General features: G+C 72.9%; 13 protein-coding genes. 4 read left to right on the top strand and 9 right to left on the bottom strand.

All coding sequences use genetic code 11. From position 1 onward, the window contains the following. Positions 1–4: 4 nt before the first annotated feature. The 5 genes from ACLII4_RS01960 to ACLII4_RS01940 all read right to left on the bottom strand — a co-directional run bounded on the left by ACLII4_RS01960 (position 5) and on the right by ACLII4_RS01940 (position 6,047). Positions 5–373 carry an FKBP-type peptidyl-prolyl cis-trans isomerase gene (locus tag ACLII4_RS01960; protein ID WP_412069215.1) on the bottom strand — a complete coding sequence of 123 codons (369 nt, stop codon included), beginning with the start codon at positions 371–373 and terminating at the stop codon, positions 5–7. 165 nt (positions 374–538) lie between these two features. Then, positions 539–1,369 carry an SDR family NAD(P)-dependent oxidoreductase gene (locus ACLII4_RS01955; protein ID WP_412069214.1) on the bottom strand — a complete coding sequence of 277 codons (831 nt, stop codon included), beginning with the start codon at positions 1,367–1,369 and terminating at the stop codon, positions 539–541. After that, positions 1,366–2,400, bottom strand: coding sequence for an alpha/beta hydrolase (locus ACLII4_RS01950; RefSeq protein ID WP_412069213.1), 1,035 nt, complete (start codon positions 2,398–2,400; stop codon positions 1,366–1,368). Before ACLII4_RS01950 ends, ACLII4_RS01955 begins: the two co-directional genes overlap by 4 nt. Beyond that, on the bottom strand, positions 2,387–3,874 hold the full coding sequence (locus tag ACLII4_RS01945) for a flavin-containing monooxygenase (RefSeq protein ID WP_412069212.1): 1,488 nt from the start codon (positions 3,872–3,874) through the stop codon (positions 2,387–2,389). Before ACLII4_RS01945 ends, ACLII4_RS01950 begins: the two co-directional genes overlap by 14 nt. A 259-nt stretch (positions 3,875–4,133) precedes the next feature. Continuing rightward, on the bottom strand, positions 4,134–6,047 hold the full coding sequence (locus tag ACLII4_RS01940; RefSeq protein WP_412070583.1) for an ABC transporter ATP-binding protein: 1,914 nt from the start codon (positions 6,045–6,047) through the stop codon (positions 4,134–4,136). A 120-nt stretch (positions 6,048–6,167) separates the two neighbouring features. On the opposite strand from ACLII4_RS01940, the gene ACLII4_RS01935 reads away from it, so the two are divergent. Next, the gene (locus tag ACLII4_RS01935) at positions 6,168–7,760 is read left to right on the top strand and encodes a GNAT family N-acetyltransferase (RefSeq protein WP_412069211.1); all 1,593 of its coding nucleotides are present in this window, start codon (positions 6,168–6,170) and stop codon (positions 7,758–7,760) included. Positions 7,761–7,978: 218 nt separating this feature from the next. Here ACLII4_RS01935 and ACLII4_RS01930 read toward each other — a convergent pair whose 3' ends face one another. Further along, on the bottom strand, positions 7,979–8,464 hold the full coding sequence (locus ACLII4_RS01930) for an ankyrin repeat domain-containing protein (protein WP_412069210.1): 486 nt from the start codon (positions 8,462–8,464) through the stop codon (positions 7,979–7,981). Between the two features lie 116 nt (positions 8,465–8,580). Next, positions 8,581–10,134 (bottom strand): catalase, encoded by a 1,554-nt coding sequence (locus ACLII4_RS01925; protein WP_412069209.1) that lies wholly within the window; start codon positions 10,132–10,134, stop codon positions 8,581–8,583. Positions 10,135–10,232: 98 nt separating this feature from the next. Here ACLII4_RS01925 and ACLII4_RS01920 point away from each other — a divergent pair, with 98 nt between their 5' ends. After that, entirely contained in the window at positions 10,233–11,135 is a 903-nt protein-coding gene (locus ACLII4_RS01920) for a LysR substrate-binding domain-containing protein (RefSeq protein ID WP_412069208.1), read from the top strand. Here the strand turns inward: ACLII4_RS01920 and ACLII4_RS01915 are convergent. Together ACLII4_RS01915 and ACLII4_RS01910 are read right to left on the bottom strand one after the other, a co-directional pair. Then, positions 11,132–12,091: an MBL fold metallo-hydrolase gene (locus tag ACLII4_RS01915; RefSeq protein WP_412069207.1), complete on the bottom strand. Its 960-nt coding sequence runs from the start codon at positions 12,089–12,091 to the stop codon at positions 11,132–11,134. The two genes, ACLII4_RS01920 and ACLII4_RS01915, sit on opposite strands and share 4 nt — an antisense overlap. 213 nt (positions 12,092–12,304) lie before the next feature. Beyond that, complete coding sequence (locus tag ACLII4_RS01910; RefSeq protein ID WP_412069206.1) at positions 12,305–14,413, bottom strand: winged helix-turn-helix domain-containing protein; 2,109 nt, start codon at positions 14,411–14,413, stop codon at positions 12,305–12,307. Between the two features lie 132 nt (positions 14,414–14,545). Here ACLII4_RS01910 and ACLII4_RS01905 point away from each other — a divergent pair, with 132 nt between their 5' ends. Further along, positions 14,546–16,555 (top strand): kelch repeat-containing protein, encoded by a 2,010-nt coding sequence (locus tag ACLII4_RS01905; protein ID WP_412069205.1) that lies wholly within the window; start codon positions 14,546–14,548, stop codon positions 16,553–16,555. Positions 16,556–16,569: 14 nt separating this feature from the next. Then, positions 16,570–17,664, top strand: a complete 1,095-nt coding sequence (locus ACLII4_RS01900) for a hypothetical protein (RefSeq protein WP_412069204.1) — start codon at positions 16,570–16,572, stop codon at positions 17,662–17,664. Positions 17,665–17,691: the final 27 nt, after the last annotated feature.

Here is a 17,691-nt window from a genome sequence, read left to right as displayed (position 1 = left end):
AGGTCTATTGGATGTCGAGGACGGTGACCTCGAAGGTGAGCGTCGAGTTGCCGGGGATGATGACCACACCGGCCGGGTTTCGCACCGGCTCGCTGCCGTACGCCTCTTCCGGCGGGATGTCGAACGTGCGCGTCTCGCCGGTCACCATCCCGAGGATCCGGAGCCGAAAGCCAATCACGAATTCGCTGACCCGCCCGGTGTAGCTGGGGTTCTGGTCGAACACCGTCCCGTCGGCGAGCCTGCCGACGTAGTCGATGGTGACCGTGCTGCTAGCTTCAACAACGCCGCTCTCGCCAGAGTCGCAGGCGGCGGTGGTCAGCAGCAGGCCGAGGAGCAAGGGGAGGGCGGTGCGCCCGGACAGGATCGGAGACATCGGGAATGAATCGGGTGGGGGAAGAACCTACGCCGGACCGGAACGGGCTCCGGCCGCGCGGCCGTGCCTGCTGACGCCCTGCCCGGGTCCCTACGGAGCCGCTCGCGTCCGGCACCACGCTTGGTACGGGCGACTCGACGAGTCGCCCCTACGCCCCGGGTGGGCTTACCGCCGCAGCCGCTCGAAGCCCGGCGCCAGCAGGCGCCAGTAGCGGACCGGCATCAGCCGCTGGAGCAAGGCTCCGGCGCGCGCGCCCTTCGCCACCAGCAGCCGCGGCTGACGCCGTTCGATGGCGTCCGCGATGGCCCGACCGACGGTCTCGGGCGGAGTCGTCAAAAAGGTTCGCTCGAACCGGGCGTTGACGCGAGCCGCCGCCTCGGCGTCCGCGCCCGCCGCGATCCGGGCGCGCTTCGAGATGTTGGTCGCCACCCCGCCCGGGTGGACCACCGTCACGCCGACGCCCGTCCCCGCCAGCTCGTGGCGCAAGGCCTCGGAAAAGCCCCGGACGGCAAACTTGGACGCCGCGTACGCGGTCTGCTCGGCGGGCGCGAGGATTCCGAACAGGCTCGACACGTTCACGATCTGGGCTTGCCCCTCGTGCTGGAGGATGGGAAGAAACGCATGCGTCATCCCGATCACGCCAAAGACATTGACCTCGAACAGGTCGCGGATCTCACCGAGCGCCAGCTCCTCGAACCGGCCGACGAGCGCCACGCCCGCCGCGTTCACTAGCACGCTCGCGCGTCCGTGCGCGGCCACGACCGCTTGCGGCAGCGCCGCCACCGCGTCGGCATCCGCGAGGTCTACGACGTGCTCGGTCACGGTCGACCCCAGCGCTCGCGCTCCGCTCGCGGCGTCCGTCAGCCCGGCCGCGTCGCGGTCGACGAGCGCCAGCGCGGACCCGCGCGCGGCGAGCGCCAGCGCCGTCGCTCGGCCGATGCCCGAGGCGGCGCCCGTCACGACGGCGACGGCGGTCGAGAGGTCGAGGCGCGTCACAGGCCGGCCACCAGCTGGCGCCAGTGGCGGGCCATCGCCACGGTCGCGCGATGCGAGGCGCGGCTGATGGGCGTGAGTTGCGCGAATCCGTGTGGCAGACTCGGCTGGCGGTAGAGGTCGGCGGGCGTGCCGGCGGCGCGCAGAGCGTGCGCGTACGCCTCGCCCTCGCCGCGGAGCACGTCGAATCCGGCCGTGACGACGAGCGCCGGCGCGAGCCCGGCAAGCCGGCCGTAGATCGGCGACAGGCGCGGGTCGCGGACGTCGGCGCCGGCGGCGTAGAGCTCGAAAAAGGCGGCGCGCAAGTCGTCGGGCAGGAGGTAGCCGTCGAACAGCTCGCGCGAGGGCCGGTGTGTGGGCGTGTCGGTGGCGGGGTAGATCAGCAACTGGGCGACGGGCGGGGCGTCGTCGGCGCAGGCCTGGGCGACGACGGCCGCCAGATTCCCGCCCGCGCTGTCGCCGGCGACGGCGACGGTGTCGGCCAGCCCGGCCGCTTGCGCCCACCGGAACGCGGCGACGGCGTCGTCGGCGGCGGCCGGGAAGGGGTGCTCCGGCGCCAGCCGGTAGGCCACGCTCAGCACGGCGTGGCCGGCCTGGCGGCACAGCACGCGGCACAGCTCGTCGGTCGTGTCGAGGTCGCCCTCGACGAACCCACCGCCGTGGAAAAAGACCGTGAGGGGCGGGCGCCCCAGCCCGGCCGGCCGGTACAGCCGCGCCGCCAGCGGGCCCTCGGCGCCGTCGACGGCGAGCGCCTCGACGGAGCCGACGGGTGTGGGGGCGCTCCGGAGCGCGGCGATCTCGCGGTGGAAGCGGGCGCGCGCCGCGACGGGGTCGGCGCGGACGGCCTCAGCCTCGGCGCCGTCGCGCGGGTTGAGCCGCAGGATGGCCTGGAGGCCGACGTCGAACGTCTGCCCGTCGACCGTGTCGGCCGGCCCGGCGATCGCGCGGAGCGCGGGCTCGGGCAACCACTGGAGCGCGCGGGCGCTGGCGCCTCGGAGCTGCTCAGCGCGAGAGGGGGCGTCAGACGGCGACATGGGGGCGAGGGGCGTGGGCCGGAGTCAACGTATAGTCGGCCGGGTCGAACGGGGCGACACGGCGGCGGAACGCCGGGACCGAGCCGGGCCAGATGGCCGCGTTGCGGCCGGTCTCGTCGAGGTACCACGACTCGCAGCCGCCAGCGGTCCAGACCGTGCCCTCGCCCAGCGCGTCGACCTCGTCGCGCCACGCCGCCTGCGCCTGGGCCGTCGGCTCCACGGCCGCCAGCCGCCGCTCGCGCATCGCCCCGAGCGCGTTCGCGACGTGCTCGACTTGCGCCTCGGCGGTCAGGATCACCGACGAGTGGCCGAGCCCGGTGTTGGGGCCCTGGATCAGAAAAAAGTTGGGGAAGCCCGCGACCGTCGTGCCGACGTGGGCGACGGGGCTCGGCCCCCACGTCTCGGCCAGCGTCTTTCCTTCGCGCCCGACGACCAACGTCCCGAACGGGTAGTCGTGGACGTGGAAGCCCGTCGCGAAGACCAGCACGTCGAGCGGCCGCTCGATCCCGTCGGCGCCGACGCCGGAGTGTTTTCGCACCTCGACGAGCGCGCCGTCGACGACGGTCGCGTTGTCGGCCGCGAGCGCGGGGTAGTAGTCGTCGGACAGGATGAGCCGCTTGCAGCCGAGCCGGAAGTCGGGCGTGAGCACGGCCCGGAGCGCGGGCTCGGCCACTTGCTTGCGGAGATGGCGACGCGCGAGCGCGGCCTCGGCGACCGCCGCCAGCCGGGGGTGCCGGAACGCGAGCCCCAGCACTTCGTGGCGAGCGTAGAGCGCGCCTCGCACGGCCCGCTTCATCCACCCGGCGCCCGCCAGCCGGCGGCGCGTTCGGTCGGCGATGGGCTTGTCGCGGCGTGGGATCACCCAGGGCGCGGTCCGCTGAAAGAGCACCAGCTCGCGCGCGACGCGCTGCACGGGCGGCACCACCTGCGCCGCCGACGCGCCCGTGCCGACGACGGCCACCCGTTTCCCCTCCAGCGCCACGTCATCGCGCCAGCGCGAGGTGTGCATCGTCTCTCCCTGGAACGTGTCCAGGCCCGGGATGTCGGGCATCCGGGGCTCGGCGAGCCCGCCCGGCGCGGCGACCAGCACGGCGGCCGTCAGCCGCCCCCGGTCGGTGTCGATCACCCAGTGGAGCGCGTCGGCATCCCACGCGGCGTGTTCGACGGTCGTCCCGAGGCGGAGGTGCGGCGTCACCCCCAACGCGTCGGCCGTCCGTTCGAGGTAGGCCTGGATCTCGGGCTGGGGCGCGAACCGCCGCGACCAGTCGCCATTCGGCGCCGCCGCCAGCTCGTACAGGTTCGACTCCACGTCGCACGCCGCGCCGGGGTAGACGTTGTCGCGCCAGACGCCGCCGACGGCGTCGCCGCGTTCGAGGACGACGAGCGAGTCGACGCCATCGGCGAGCAGGCGGGCCGCAGCGGCGACCCCCCCGAAGCCCGCTCCCACAACGACGACGTGGACGTGTTCAGTCATGGCGGCGGTATCCCCGATGCCCGCCCCGGTTCCGGGGGGAAGGGAATGGCGAGGCTGGCGGAGCTCTGGGCATCCCGCCGTCTACGATGTCCCCTCTCCCCTCGGGAGAGGCCCGGTGAGGGGGTCTTCCTGTTGGCGCGAGCCGTCTGCTGGCGCTGTGCCGGTCGCCCTCCCCGGCCCCTCCCGTCCGGGAGGGGAGGATCGGTCGGAGATCGCCGCGAGCCTGCTGGCGCGAGCCCGTGACCCCTACGCCGGGACCTTATCGGTACCCCTGCGCCTGGAGCTCGAACAGCTCGGCGTAGCGCCGCCCCGCCGCGAGCAGCTCCTCGTGCGTGCCGATCTCCTCGAGCCGACCGTCCCCGAGGACGAGAATGCGGTCGGCCATGCGGACGGTCGAGAACCGGTGCGAGATGAGGACGGCCGTCTTGTCCGCCGTCAGGTCCTTGAACCGCTCGAACACCTCGAACTCGGCGCGGGCGTCGAGGGCGGCCGTGGGCTCGTCCAGAATGAGGAGCTGCGCCTCGCGCATGTAGGCCCGGCCGAGCGCCACCTTCTGCCACTGGCCGCCCGAGAGCTCCGTGCCGGTCTTGAACCGGCGCCCCAGCACCTGCTCGTAGCCGTCCGCCATCTCGGCCACGACCGTGTCCGCGAGGGATCGCTCGGCGGCGGCCTCGATGCGGGGCCGGTCCTCGCGCGCCTCGATCCGCCCGACGGCGATGTTCTCGGCCGCCGTCAAGTGGTAGCGCACGAAGTCCTGGAAGATGACGCCGACCGCCGACCGCAGGCTGGCGAGGTCGTACTCGCGGAGGTCGCGGCCGTCGAGCAGGATGCGGCCCTCGTCGGGGTCGTACAGGCGCGCGAGCAGCTTGACGAGCGTCGTCTTGCCCGCCCCGTTCTCGCCGACGAGCGCCAGCGCCTCGCCGGCACGGAGCGTGAACGACAACCCGCGCACGGCCCAGGCCTCGGAGCCGGGGTACCGGAAGCCGACGTCCTGGAACTCGAACCCGACGCGGATCGGCTCGGGGACTTGGGCCGCGCCGTCGGCGGAGACGATGTCGGGCTCGATCTCGAAAAACGAGAACAGGTCGGCCAGGTAGAGCGCCTGCCCGCTCACGGTCGAGAACGCCGACAGCATCCCCTGGAGGAGACCGCGGGCCCGGCTGAAGGCGCCCGCCAGGAACGTCAGCGTGCCAATCGTGAAGCCCGGGGCGCCGGTCGCCGTGCGGTAGACGATGGCGGCGAAGGCGACGTAGTAGCCCAGGCTTCCGATGGCCGCGAGCGCCGCGCCCCACGACGCGCGCCGGACCGCCAGCGATCGGTTCGCGAGGTAGTAGGCGTCCGCCAGCCGTCGGTAGCGCTCGGCGAGGTAGTCGTTGAGCCCGAAGACCTTGACCTCCTTGGCCGTCTCGTCGCTCGCGCCGACGTAGCGGAGGTAGTCGAGCTCGCGGCGCTCGGCGGTCCACGAGTAGGTCAGCGAGTAGCTCTGGGCGTTGAAGTGGGCCTCGCCCAGGAACGACGGGATCAGCGCGACGACGAGCAGGACGAGCAGCCAGGGCGCGTACGCCGCCAGCCCGATCGCGAGCGTGACGACGGTGACGGCGTCCTGGGCCTGGCCGAAGATCTGGCTCAAGAGGACGATCCGGCCGGTCGTCTGGCGCCGCGCGCGCTCGAGGTGGTCGTAAAAATCGGCGTTCTCGAAGTGCGCCAGGTCGAGCGCGGCCGCGTGCTTCATGAGCCGGACGCTCGTCTCGTTCGTGAACAGGTCGCCCAAGAGCGAGTCGCACAGCGAGGTCCCGCGCGCGAGCAGGTCGGACAAGAGCGCCAGCCCGAGCTCGGCGGCGAGCAGCCACGCGAGCGTTTCCAGCGGCCCCGCCCACGCCGCCAGCCCGTCGGCCGCGGCGGCGGCGCCCGCGTCGAGCGCGCCCGCCAGCCGGACCACCTCGTCGACGATCAGCTTGCCGACGTAGAGCATCGACACCGGCAGCACGGACCGGAGCGCGCGCAGGGCTAGGTTCGCCGAGAATAGCGCGGGGCTCGTCTGCCAGACCAGCCGGAACAGCGGCGGGACGTTCTTGAGCGCGCCGAGCCGCTCCTGAAACGTGAGGTCGGCGACGGCCGAGCGGCCGCGCCGGTTCGGGGGTGGGGCGCCGTTCGAAGAGCCGGTCGTGTGCAGGGCCATGGGCCGAACCTACCGCGCCGGCCGAGCCGCCCCGGCCCTCCGTGGAGACGCCGCGCCCGGGGCACCCCGCCGACCGCCGCGGGTTCGACCCGCCTCCGCGCCCCACCCCCGCCCGTGCCCGAGATCGACCTCGACGACTTCCAGACCTCCCTCCAGGTCCGGCCCCTCACGCCCGACGACCACGCGGCGATCCTGCGGCTCCACGGCCTGTGCTTTCCCGGCATGGAGACGTGGACACACGCCGAGCTGGCGGCCATCGTCGGCCGTTTCCCCGAGGGCCAGATCGGCGTCGAGGCCGACGGCCGGCTCGTCGCCTCGTCGTTCAGCTTGGTCGTCGACATCGACGAGTACGGCGCGGGCCACGTCTACGCGGATGTGGCCGGCGAGGACCTTATCGAGAACCACGACCCCGAGGGCGACTCGCTCTACGGCATCGAGGTCGTCGTCGACCCGGCGTTCCGGGGGATGCGCATCGGGCGGCGGCTCTACGAGGAGCGCAAGGCGCTGTGCCGACGGCTCAACCTCAAGCGGATGGTGATCGGCGGGCGGCTCCCCGGGTACCACCGGGTGGCCGACGAGATGACCGCTCAGGAATACGTCGAGGGCGTCGTCGCGCGCGACCTCGTCGAGCCCGTCCTCACGTTCCAGCTCGCGAATGGGTTCGCCATCAAGCGGGTCGTGGCGGGGTACCTCCCCGACGACGCCGAGTCGCGCGGGTACGGCGTGATGATGGAGTGGGTCAACCTCCACTACACGCCCGACCCCGCCGAGCGGACGCGGAGCACGTTCCCCGTCCGCGTCTGCGCCGTCCAGTACCCCGTCCGGACGATCGCGTCGTTCGACGAGTTCGCCAAGCAGGTCGGGTTCTTCGTCGACGCCGCAGCCGGCTACCGGGCCGACTTCGTGCTCTTCCCGGAGATCTTTACGCTCCAGCTCCTCTCGTACCTCCCGCCAGTCCGGCGCGGCGAGGCCGTCCGCCAGCTGGCCGCCCTCGCCGGCGATTACCTCGACCTCTTCCACGACCTCGCTGTCCGCCACAACATCAACATCGTCGGCGGGAGCACCTACACCGAGGAGGAGGACGGCATTTACAACGTGGCCTACCTGTTCCGCCGCGACGGCTCGATCGAGAAGCAGGAGAAGCTCCACATCACGCCCAACGAGCGGCGGTGGTGGGGCGTCCGGCCCGGCTCGGAGGTCCGCGTGTTCGACACCGACCGCGGGCGCGTGGCCGTCTCGATCTGCTACGACGTCGAGTTCCCCGAGGTCGCCCGGATCGCGGCGGCGAAGGGCGCGCAGATCCTGTTCGTCCCGTTCTGCACCGACAACCGCCAGGGCTACCTCCGCGTCCGGCTCTGCGCGCAGGCGCGGGCCATCGAGAACCAGATGTACGTGGTCACGGCCGGCGTGACCGGGCTGATCCCCGACGTCGACAACATGGACGTGAACTACGCCCAGAGCGGCGTCTTCACCCCGTCCGACTTCCCGTTCGCGCGCGACGGCGTGGCCGCCGAGTGCGAGCCGAACATCGAGGCCATCGTCGTGGCCGACCTCGACCTCGAGCTCACGCGCCGCAACCGGCTCGTCGGGACCGTCCGCCCGTGGACCGACCGCCGGCCGGACCTCTACGAGGTCGTCGAGAAGACGCCGGACGGCCCGCCGCCGATGCCGGCCCCCGCCCGCACCTCGCACATCGAGACGGGCTGAGCCCACCTTGCTCTGTTGAGAAGCTCCCTACCGTGTCATCCCGAGCTTGTCGAGGGATCTCCGTCGCGCACCACCCAGCTACAGCGCGGACGGTGCGGAGCGCTCGGCTGAGATCCCTCGACTCCGCCGCTGCGCGGCTCCGCCCGGGATGGCAAGATGGATGGGTCGGCGGAGCTCCTCAACAGAGCAAGCCCGTCTCGGGCCCAAGGCGGCGAGGGCTACGGGCGGAGGCGCGCGGCGAGGTCGGCGTGGCCGTGCGCGGCCGCGAGGTCAGCCGGCGTCATCCCCTGCGCGTCGCGGCGGGCCGCGTCGGCGCCGTGCGCGAGCAGGAGGTCGGCGAGGTCAGACTGCCGGAACATGGCGGCAAAGTGCAGGGCCGTCGCGCCGGCCGGGTTCTGTGCGTCCGGGTCGGCGCCGGCGTCGAGGAGCTGGCGGGCGCGGTCGAGGTGGCCCTTGAAGGCCATCCCCATGAGCGGCGTGTTGCCCGAGCGGTCGGGCGCGTCGGGGTCGGCGCCGCGCGCGAGCAGGAGCGCCGTCGTCGGCGCTTGGTCGTTGTACGCCGCGATCATCAAGAGCGAGTAGCCCTGGGCGTTGCGGAGGTCGGGGTCGAGGCCGGCGTCGAGGAAGACGGTCAGCACCTCGGCGTCGCCGCGCCGGGCGATCTCGTGGTAATCGACGTTCGAGAGGTCGATGAGGTCGGACATGAGGAGTCGGGTCGGGCCGCCTCGGTCGGTCCGCGGGGGACCCGAGGCGGGGGTCTGGACGAACAGCGCCCCGGCAGCCGAAGCCGCCGGGGCGCGCGTGGTGGGATGCTCGGGGGCTAGTCGCGCTGGGCCTCGCCCTCCGGGACGGCGTCGCGGACGGCCATCGCGGCCTCCACCGACTGCCCGTCGCCGCCCCCGCTCCGGGCCGCCGTCACGGCGTCGCGGACGCGCCGGCCGTAGTCGGCGTCGACGGTGTCGAAGTGGGCCAGCTGGCGGTCCACGATCTCCTGCCGGGTCACGCCGCCGAGCGCGCCGGCCAGGCTCTGCGCGAGCCGGTCCTTGGCGGCCTCGTCCATCAGGTGGTAGAGCGCCGCGGCCTGGCTGTAGTCGTCGTGGTCCTCGCGCGAGTTGTACCGCTCGACGGTGACGTCGCCGAGGTGCCACGCGGGCTCGGCGTAGGACGGGTCCGGGCGGGGCGCGCCCTCGACCGAGTTCGGGTAGTAGTTCGGGTGGCCGGTCCCCTCGTCCAGGATCCCGCCGAACTGGCCGTCGCGCATGTAGTTGCGGACCGGCGCCTTCGGGCGGTTCACTTTGAGGTCGCGGTAGTTGACGCCGATGCGGTAGAGGTGCGCGTCCTGGTAGCTCATCAAGCGGCCCTGGAGCATTTTGTCCGGGCTCGGCCCGATGCCGGGCACCAGCGAGCTCGGGTTGTACGCCGCCTGCTCCACCTCGTGGTGGTAGTTCTGCGGGTTCCGGTTGAGCTCCAGCGTCCCGACCTCGATGAGCGGGTAGTCGCCGTGGGGCCACACCTTGGTCAAGTCGAACGGGTTGTCCGGGTGGGCTTCGGCCTGGGCCTGCGTCATCACTTGGATGTAGGCCGTCCACGACGGGAAGTCGCCATTGTCGATGGCCTCCCAGAGGTCGCGCTGGTGGCTCTCGCGGTCCTGCGCGATGAGGTCGGCGGCGGCCTCATTCGTCAGCGTCTCGATGCCCTGGTCCGTCTTAAAGTGGAACTTGACCCAGACGCGCTCGCCCTCGGCGTTGACGAGGGAGTAGGTGTGCGAGCCGTACCCGTTCATGTGGCGGTACGTCTGCGGAATGCCGCGGTCGCCGAAGAGCCACGTGACCTGATGGAGCGACTCGGGGCACAGGCTCCAGAAGTCCCACTGCATGTCGGCGTCGCGCAGGTTCGTGTGCGGGTGCCGCTTCTGCGAGTGGATAAACATGGCGAACTTGTACGGGTCGCGCACGAAAAACACCGGCGTGTTATTTCCGACCAAGTCCCAGTTGCCCTCCTCGGTGTAGAACTTGAGCGCGAAGCCGCGGGGGTCGCGCTCGGCGTCGGCCGCGCCGCGCTCGCCGGCGACCGTCGAGAACCGGGCCGAGACCTCGGTCTGCTTGCCGACTTCGGAGAACAGCGCCGCCCGCGTGTACTGCGAGATGTCGTTCGTGACGGTGAACGTGCCGAAGGCGCCGGAGCCCTTGGCGTGGACCACGCGCTCGGGCACGCGCTCGCGGTTGAACCGCTGCATCTGCTCCTGCAAGACCACGTCCTGCATCAGGAGCGGCCCGCGCGGGCCGGCGGTCAGGGCGTTCTCCTGGTCGGCGATGGGGGCGCCGTCGGCGGTCGTCAGGAGGGGGCCGTCGGGTTTGGTGGGGTCGGTAGCCATGGTGCGCAAGAAGGGAAGAAGGTCCCTCAGAGTAGGGGAGGGGAGGGCATAGATCAAATGGATTATCAGTATCATCCGATAGGATTGGTCTATATGCGATGACCCTCGCCCAGCTCCGCTACGCCGTCGCCGTCGACACGCACCGCCACTTCGCGCGGGCCGCCGCCGCGTGCTTCGTGTCGCAGCCGACGCTGAGCGCGGGCCTCAAGCGGCTCGAGGACGAGCTCGGCACGGTCCTCTTCGACCGGAGCCGCCAGCCGACCGTCCCCACCGCCGCCGGCACCCGTGTCATCGCCCATGCCCGGGCCGTGCTCCGCGAGGCCGATGCTCTCGCCGCCGCCGCCGACGGGCCCGCTGACGAGCCGGCCGGTGAGCTCCGCGTCGGCGTCATCCCCACGCTCGCGTCGTGCCTGTTGCCGGTCGTTGCCGGCCCGTTCGCGGCCCGTTTCCCCCGTGCTCGGCTGACCCTCGTCGAGCTCACCACCGACGCCATCCTCGATCACCTCGCGACCGAGCGGATCGACGCGGCGCTCGTGGCGACCGACGAACGGCGGGCGGGCCTGCGCTCGGAGCGGCTCTTCTCGGAGGCGTTCGTGGCCTACGTCGGGCCCGGCCATCCGCTGGCGGCGCAGGCCGAGGTCGACCCGGCGACGCTGGCGCCCGACGACGTGTGGCTGCTCAGCGAAGGGCACTGCTTCCGCGACCAAGTCCTCGACCTGTGCGGCGCCGCGCCGTCCGGGCCGGACCGCCGCGTCCGGTTCGAGAGCGGGAGCTTGGAGACGCTCCGCCGGATGGCCGACCGGACCGGCGGCATCACGCTCCTGACCGAGCTCACGACGCGCTACCTCACCGGCGCCGAGGCCGCGCGCGTCCGCCCGCTCGTCGCGCCGGCCCCGCGTCGCGAGGTCCGTCTGCTGACCGTCCGGGCCCACATCAAGGAGGCCCTCGTCGCCGCCTTTGCCGAGACGGTGCGCGAGACGGTCGCCGAGGTGCTCGGCTAGAGGGAGACCGTCTCGCCCTCGGCGGCTACCCGCATCCCGGCCGCCTCGATGGCCTCGCGGGCCGGGCCCGGCCACAGCGCCGGGTTGGTGTGGTTGAGGTGGATGAACCGGACCTTCCCCCGCTCGCTCGCGGGGAGGCCGGCCAGCCGGGCCATCGTCGTCGTGATGAACGGGTGCGGGAAGCCCGACATGTCGCGCCCTCCGATCTCGCCGTCCGCGAAGAACGTGGCGTCGAGGTAGGCCACGTCGACCGTCGCCAGCGCGTCCTCCAGCCGCGTCCCGGCAGCCTCCCACTCATGCCAGGAGTCGATGTCGGGGATGAACAGGACCGACCGCCGCGGCCCGTCGATGCGGTAGCCGACGACCTCTGAGAACTCCTGTCGGTGGGGGACGAGGAACGGCGTCACCGTCAGCCCCTCCGCCAGCGGCACCGCCGTGCCGTCTGCCAGCTCGCGGAGGTCGACGTTCTCGAACCGGACGAGCTGGCTCCACGGGCCGTTCGTGCGGAGGAAGTCGGCCATCCGGGGCATCGCAAAGACGGGGACGCCGCGGGCGCCGAGCGACTCGTGGCCCAGGAACATCAGCCCGGTGTAGTGGCCGATGTGGGCGTGCGTCAGGAAGACGCCGTCGAGCACTGCGCCGTCGGTGCGGGGAGCGACGCGTTCGAGGTGCGCGAGCTGCTCCGGCAGGTCCGGCGTCGCCTCGACCAGCCACCGCCGCCCGCTGGCGGGGTGCACCAGGCCCAAGCTGACGACCAACCGTCGGCGGTCGGGGTGGGTCCAGCCCGGCGCGTCGGCGTCGCCGGTCTGGGGCACGCCGCCGTCTTGGGCGATGCCGAGGACGACGAGCGCCGGGCCGTCGGGCGCCGACCTCGGCGCCCCTGCCTCGGCGTCGAGGAGGGCGGAGCTGCAGCCAGCGAGGGCGAGCACGACGATGAGGAGACCGGGGCGGGGCATGGTGGCAACCTAGCACGCCCCGACGCGCCCCCTTCCACGAGCCTGCTTGTGACGTCCCCTCTCCCACCAGGAACGGGACGATTCGAAGGGTCGGCAGAGAGAGTCGAGAGGTGCCGACCGCCCGAAGCGCCGTCCCCGCCAGTCCAGGGAGCGCCCACGCGCCGCGGTCGGCCTGCGCGTCGGCAAGCCCACGGGGCACCGAGGCAACGAGGATCAGAGCGACGAGCCCCAGACGACCCGTTTTACGTCCGATTCGAACCGCTCGACATGGCTGTACACAAAGGCGCTCCCGTCGGGTGCGGTGGAGAGCACGCGTTGCTGCCCCGGCACACGGCCCGGGATCGAGACGCGTCGGCGCTCACGGCCCGTCGCGTGGTCGAGAAGCACCCAGTCGGAGCCGTCCGCCTCGCGGATGGCCGAGAGGCCGTCAGCCGTCACGTCCCACGCACCCCAGTTCGCGGCGGTCGGGAAGGGGAGCAGGCGTGCCTCGGGACCGCTGGGGAGGCGCTTTTGCCACAGCCCGTCCGCGTCATTCCGCGTGATGTAGAGGGTGACGCCGTCGGGGCTCTCCATCGCGGCGTACCCGCCCTGGGTCGTGACCTGGCGGATCTGGCCATCCCGCAAATGGAGGGCGAAGATCTGCCAGTCGCCGTCCCGGTTGGAGGCGTAGTAGACCCGCTCGCCATCGCGCGACCAGAAGGCGTTGACCTCATCGTAGGCCGTGTCGGTCAGGCGCTCGACCGGCCCGCCCGCCACGGGGACTACGTGAAGGTCCGCTTGGCCCTCGGCGCGTGCGTCGAAGACGAGTCGTCTCCCGTCCGGCGACCACGACGGGGGGCCGACATAGGCCCCTTGATAGCTCGTCAGGCGGCGTAGGCGGCTCCCGTCGGCCCCGCCGACCCAGATCTGAGGCGCGACCTCGCGCGTGGAGGCGAACGCGAGCCGGGTCCCGTCGGGTGAGAAGCGTGGGTTCGAGTCCCACGCGGTCGAGGCGACGACCGACTGATGGGCGCCGCTGGCGACCTCGACGCGTCGAATGTTGACCTCCACGTCGGAGGCGGTGTAGACGATCTGTCCCGTCGAGGCGCTCACGTCGAGGTCGTACATCCGCTCCGCGTTGACGTAGATCGGGCGCGGCTCGTCGCCGTCGAGAGGAATGCGCCAGAGGCGGTGGCCGCCGTCGAGGAGGGTGGTGGCGAGGAGCGAGCGGCCGTCAGGGCTCCAGGCGAGCCCGAGGACCTCGCGCTCCCAGGTGGTGACGCGCCGGGGAGTCCCGTCCGGGAGATCGAGCACGAAGAGGTCGGCGATCCCCTCCAGGGTGGAGCGGACGAATGCGAGGCGCCGGCCGTCGGGGCTGAACGCGGGCTGCGCGTCGCCGATGCTCCCGGCGGGCGGGGAGGTGATCGGCGTGACCTCGCCTGTGTCGAGCGAGACCCGGACGAGGCGGCTGGCCCCGCCCGCGCGCGCGGCGTCCGAGAGGACGAGGCTCCCGCCGTCGGGCGTCCAGGCCAGCGGGGTGTTGCGGTCGGTCGCACACCGGAGGACCGGCGTCGCGCGGCCCCCGATGGACGGGACGACAAAGAGCTGCCGCTCGCCGTCGCGGTGCCGGGCAAAGGCGATTGTCCGCCCGTCGAGGGACCACGCGGGCTGGCGGTCGCGGGCCTCGGGCGCGGTCAACTGCACCGGCGCCTCGGACCCCACCTGTTTGATGAACAGTCCGGAGGTCGCGCGGTCGCCCTGGTCCCACGTGAAGGCGAAGCGCTGCCCGTCGGGCGCGATGGCGGGGTCGAGCTCGAGGCCCCGGAAGGTGGTCAGGGGGACGGGCTGGGGGGTGGGCAGGGGCGGCGCCGGGCGCCCGATCCAGGCGGCCACCGCCAGCCCGGCGAGGACGACGCCGCCCCAGAGGGCCCGCCGCGGCGCCGAGGCCGGGAGGGCGGCATCCGGCTCCGTGGGGGGCGTCGGCGTCCCATCCCCCGCCGTCACGGGCGCGACGAGACGGTAGCCCGCTTTCGGGATCGTCTCGATCACGCGCGCGTCGCGGGCGCGGTCCCCGAGGGCGCGTCGCAGCCTGGAGACGGCCTGGGTGAGGGCCTCGTCCTGAACGGACGCGTCGGGCCAGACGGTCTGGAGCAAGGCCTCGCGTGAGACGACCGCGCCGGGGGCGGCCGCCAGCACGCAGAGCACGCGCATCAGCCGGGGCTCCACCTTCGTCGTCGTCCCGTCCCGCTCGATCTGGTGGAGCGAGGGGCGCACGCGCGTCGCCGTCCCGAGCCGGAACGGGAGGTCGAGCTCGGCGACCGGAGGGGCGTCAGGGGACAACATCTGCAGGGATGAGAGGAAAACAACCGCTCCGCAACCTTTCCGTCAGGTGCCGGGGTGGCCCGCCTCGGTAGGCTCGTCGGGCTGGACAGACCCCGCCACCTACGTTACGAGGTCTTGCCGCCTCCCACTCGAATGCGCCTGCTTCCAACGATTCTCCTGCTCGCGTTGGTGCTGCCGGTCGCGAGCGCGCAGGAGGCGCCCGCCCCGCGCAGCGGGTACGCGATGGCCTACGACGCCGCGCAGGGCCGCGTCGTCCTGTTCGGCGGCTCGGATTCGACGTACCAACGTCTCGGCGACACCTGGGCCTGGACGGCCGACGGCTGGCGTCTCGTTGCCGGCGCCGGGCCGCCCGCCCGCAGCGACGCCCAGATGGCCTTCGACGCGGCGCGGGGCGCCGTCGTCCTCTTCGGCGGCCGCGGGGCCGACGGCGCGTTGCTCGGCGACACGTGGGTGCTCGACGGCGCGGGCTGGCGGCAGGCCGAGGCGCCCGCCCCGCCCGTCCGCCAGTTGGCCGCGATGGCCTACGACGCCCACCGCGAGCGTGTCGTCCTCTTCGGGGGCGTCGGGGCCGACCGCGCCAGGCTCGGGGATACGTGGGAGTGGGACGGGCGGCGCTGGGTGGAGGTCACGCCCGTCGGCGGTCCGCCGCCGCGGGGGGCGCACGGGCTGGCCTACGATGCCGCCCGCCGCCAGACCGTCCTCGTCGGCGGGTACGGCGACCGGGCGCTCGACGACACCTGGAGCTGGGACGGCACGGCGTGGACCCGCTTCGAGGCCACCGGCCTGCCGCCCCGACTCCACGCCGCCGTGGCGTACGACCCATCGGGAGCGCGCCTCCTGCTCTTCGGAGGGTTCGGGGCCGAGGCGCGCGAGTCGACGCTCCTGGCCTGGGATGGCGTGCGCTGGACGGCCCTCGGTGGAGCGCCCCCGGCGGCCCGTGCCGAGCACGAAGGCGTCTACGTCCCCGACGTGGGTTTCGTCGTTTTCGGCGGCGTCACCGGGCAGGGCATGGACTACGACGAGCGCGTCAAGACCCGCGACCTCTGGCGCTTCGACGGCACCGACTGGCAACGGCTCGAGGGCACCTCGCCGGCGGCCCCCGAGCCTCCGATTCCGGGCCCGACCGGCCCGCATCCCGTCGGGACGCGCGTGGTCGAGTGGGTGGACGAGGCGCGGGAGGAGCGCTGGACGGAGGCGCGGGACCGCCGCCGCCTGCAGGTGCAACTCTGGTACCCCTCGGCTCCCGAGGCGGCCCCGACCCCTGCGCCCTACGTCCCGACGCTGGACCCTCTGCACGCCAGCCTCGCGTCGTACTGGGACGGCGGCGTTCGGCCGCTCCGGTTCGACGTGCCTGGGGCCGGGTGGGAGGCGCCTGTGGCAGCCGGGCGCTTCCCGCTGCTCGTCCTCTCGCACGGGATGAACAGCCCCCGGTTCGTCCTCACGGGCCTCGCCCTGGATCTCGCCAGCCGCGGGTTCGTGGTCGCCGCCGTCGACCACACGTACTGGGGGCCGGGCGTGGCCTTCTCGGACGGCACGGTGGTGCCGTACGGGGCGGGCATGATCGCGCGGGACTCTCTGGCGTTCGACGCCATCGACGGCTACCTCGCGGAGGGCCTCCGCGTGATGTCGGCCGACCAGTCGTTCGTGGCGCGGCAGGTCCTCGCTGGCGCCCTGGCCGGGCGGATCGACGAGGCCCGAGTCGGCGTGCTCGGGCACTCCATGGGCGGGATGGCGGCGGACCTCACGTGCCTCCGCGACCCGCTCATCGCCGCCTGCCTCAGCCTTGACGGCACGCTCGGCGCGCCCGTCCACGTGGGGCTGGAGCCAGCGTGCAGCCGGACCCCGTTCCTGCTCCTCGCGAGTGAACAGTTCGGCGGGGCCCTCACCGACGAGAGCACGCGCGTGCCCCAGCGCCTCCGAGCGGCCTGGTGCGATCCGGTCGTGCTCGTGCTGGGGGGCAGCCGCCACAACGCCTTCACCGACCTCCCGCTGCTCGGGGCCGTCTCGGCCGGGGCCATCGGCGCTCCCGAGGCGGGCCGTGTCACTCGCGAGGTGGCCGCGCGGTTCTTCGAGCGGGCCTTCGTAGGCGCGCCCCCCGACCTCGGCGACGTGCCCGGACTTCGCCGCATCCCCCTCCGCTGATGTCTCCCCCCGCCATGACCCGTTCCGTCCTCGCCGCGCTGGTGCTCGTCCTCGCCACACCCACCCTTGCGCAACCCCACGACGGCCACCTCTTCGACCAGGGCCGCCCGATGACCAACCGGAGCCCTCGCGCCGACGCCACGCTCGACGCGATGAAGCCGCTCCTCGGGCTCTGGGACGTGGCCGTCACCACCTACCCGACCGACTCCACCACGCACCAGGCGCGCGGCGAGGCCGAGATCACCTTCATGAACCGTGGCTACGCCTACGCCGAGCGCCGCACCGTCCCGGACTACGACCCGGCGGGCGTCGACCTCCACGTGCACTCGTTCCTCGTCTACTCCCCGAGCGTCGGCGACTGGGCGCTGGGCGAGGGCAGCTCCTACACCGAGCACGTCGAGATCTGGAACGGCGCGATGGAGGGCGACGGCCTCGCGCTGCACACGGCCGTGCGACGCCTCGGCGGGACGCGCCTGGTCGAGGAGCGCGTGACGTACTCGATGGACGGGGCCGACGCCTTCACGGTCCTGCTGGAACGGACGCAGGACGGCGAGCGGTGGGGGCCTGTCGAGGAGCGGGCCTACACGCGCCACGCCCGGCTGCCGACGCTCGTCGCCACCCGAGCGGGCCACGGCGTACCCGCACCCGGCCTCCCCGAGGAGGCCCGCCAGTTCGATTTCCTCCTCGGCACCTGGGCCGCCGCCCACCGCATCAACCTTGGCGGCACCTGGGTCCAGTTCCCCACGACGACGACCGGCGTCGTCGCGCTCGGGGGGCACGGCATCCTGGAACACTCCTGGTTCGACCTCGACCCGAACCTCCCGGACGCCGCGACCACCATCTTGCGCCTCTACAACCGCGCCGAGCGCCGCTGGGAGTCGCTCTACCTCACGAACCGGGGCAACACGCTCCTCGACTTCGGCGGCGCCTGGGAGGGCGACCGGATGGTGCTCCACCAGTTCGACGCCCGCCTCACGGACACGCTCTCGCGCTTCGTCTTCCACTCCATCGAGCCCGACCGCTACCAGTGGTTCGCGGAGAGCAGCACGGACCGGGGCGCCACATTCGCCACTACCTGGACCATCGACGTGACGCGCGCGGCCGAGTAGCCCCACCTCGGCGCGTTCTCGGACCTC

The sequence above is a fragment of the Rubrivirga aquatilis genome (assembly GCF_046845665.1).
GTDB lineage: Bacteria > Bacteroidota > Rhodothermia > Rhodothermales > Rubricoccaceae > Rubrivirga.
The sequence above is the reverse complement of the archived record's forward strand: the minus strand, read 5'-3'. Positions and strand labels throughout refer to the sequence as shown.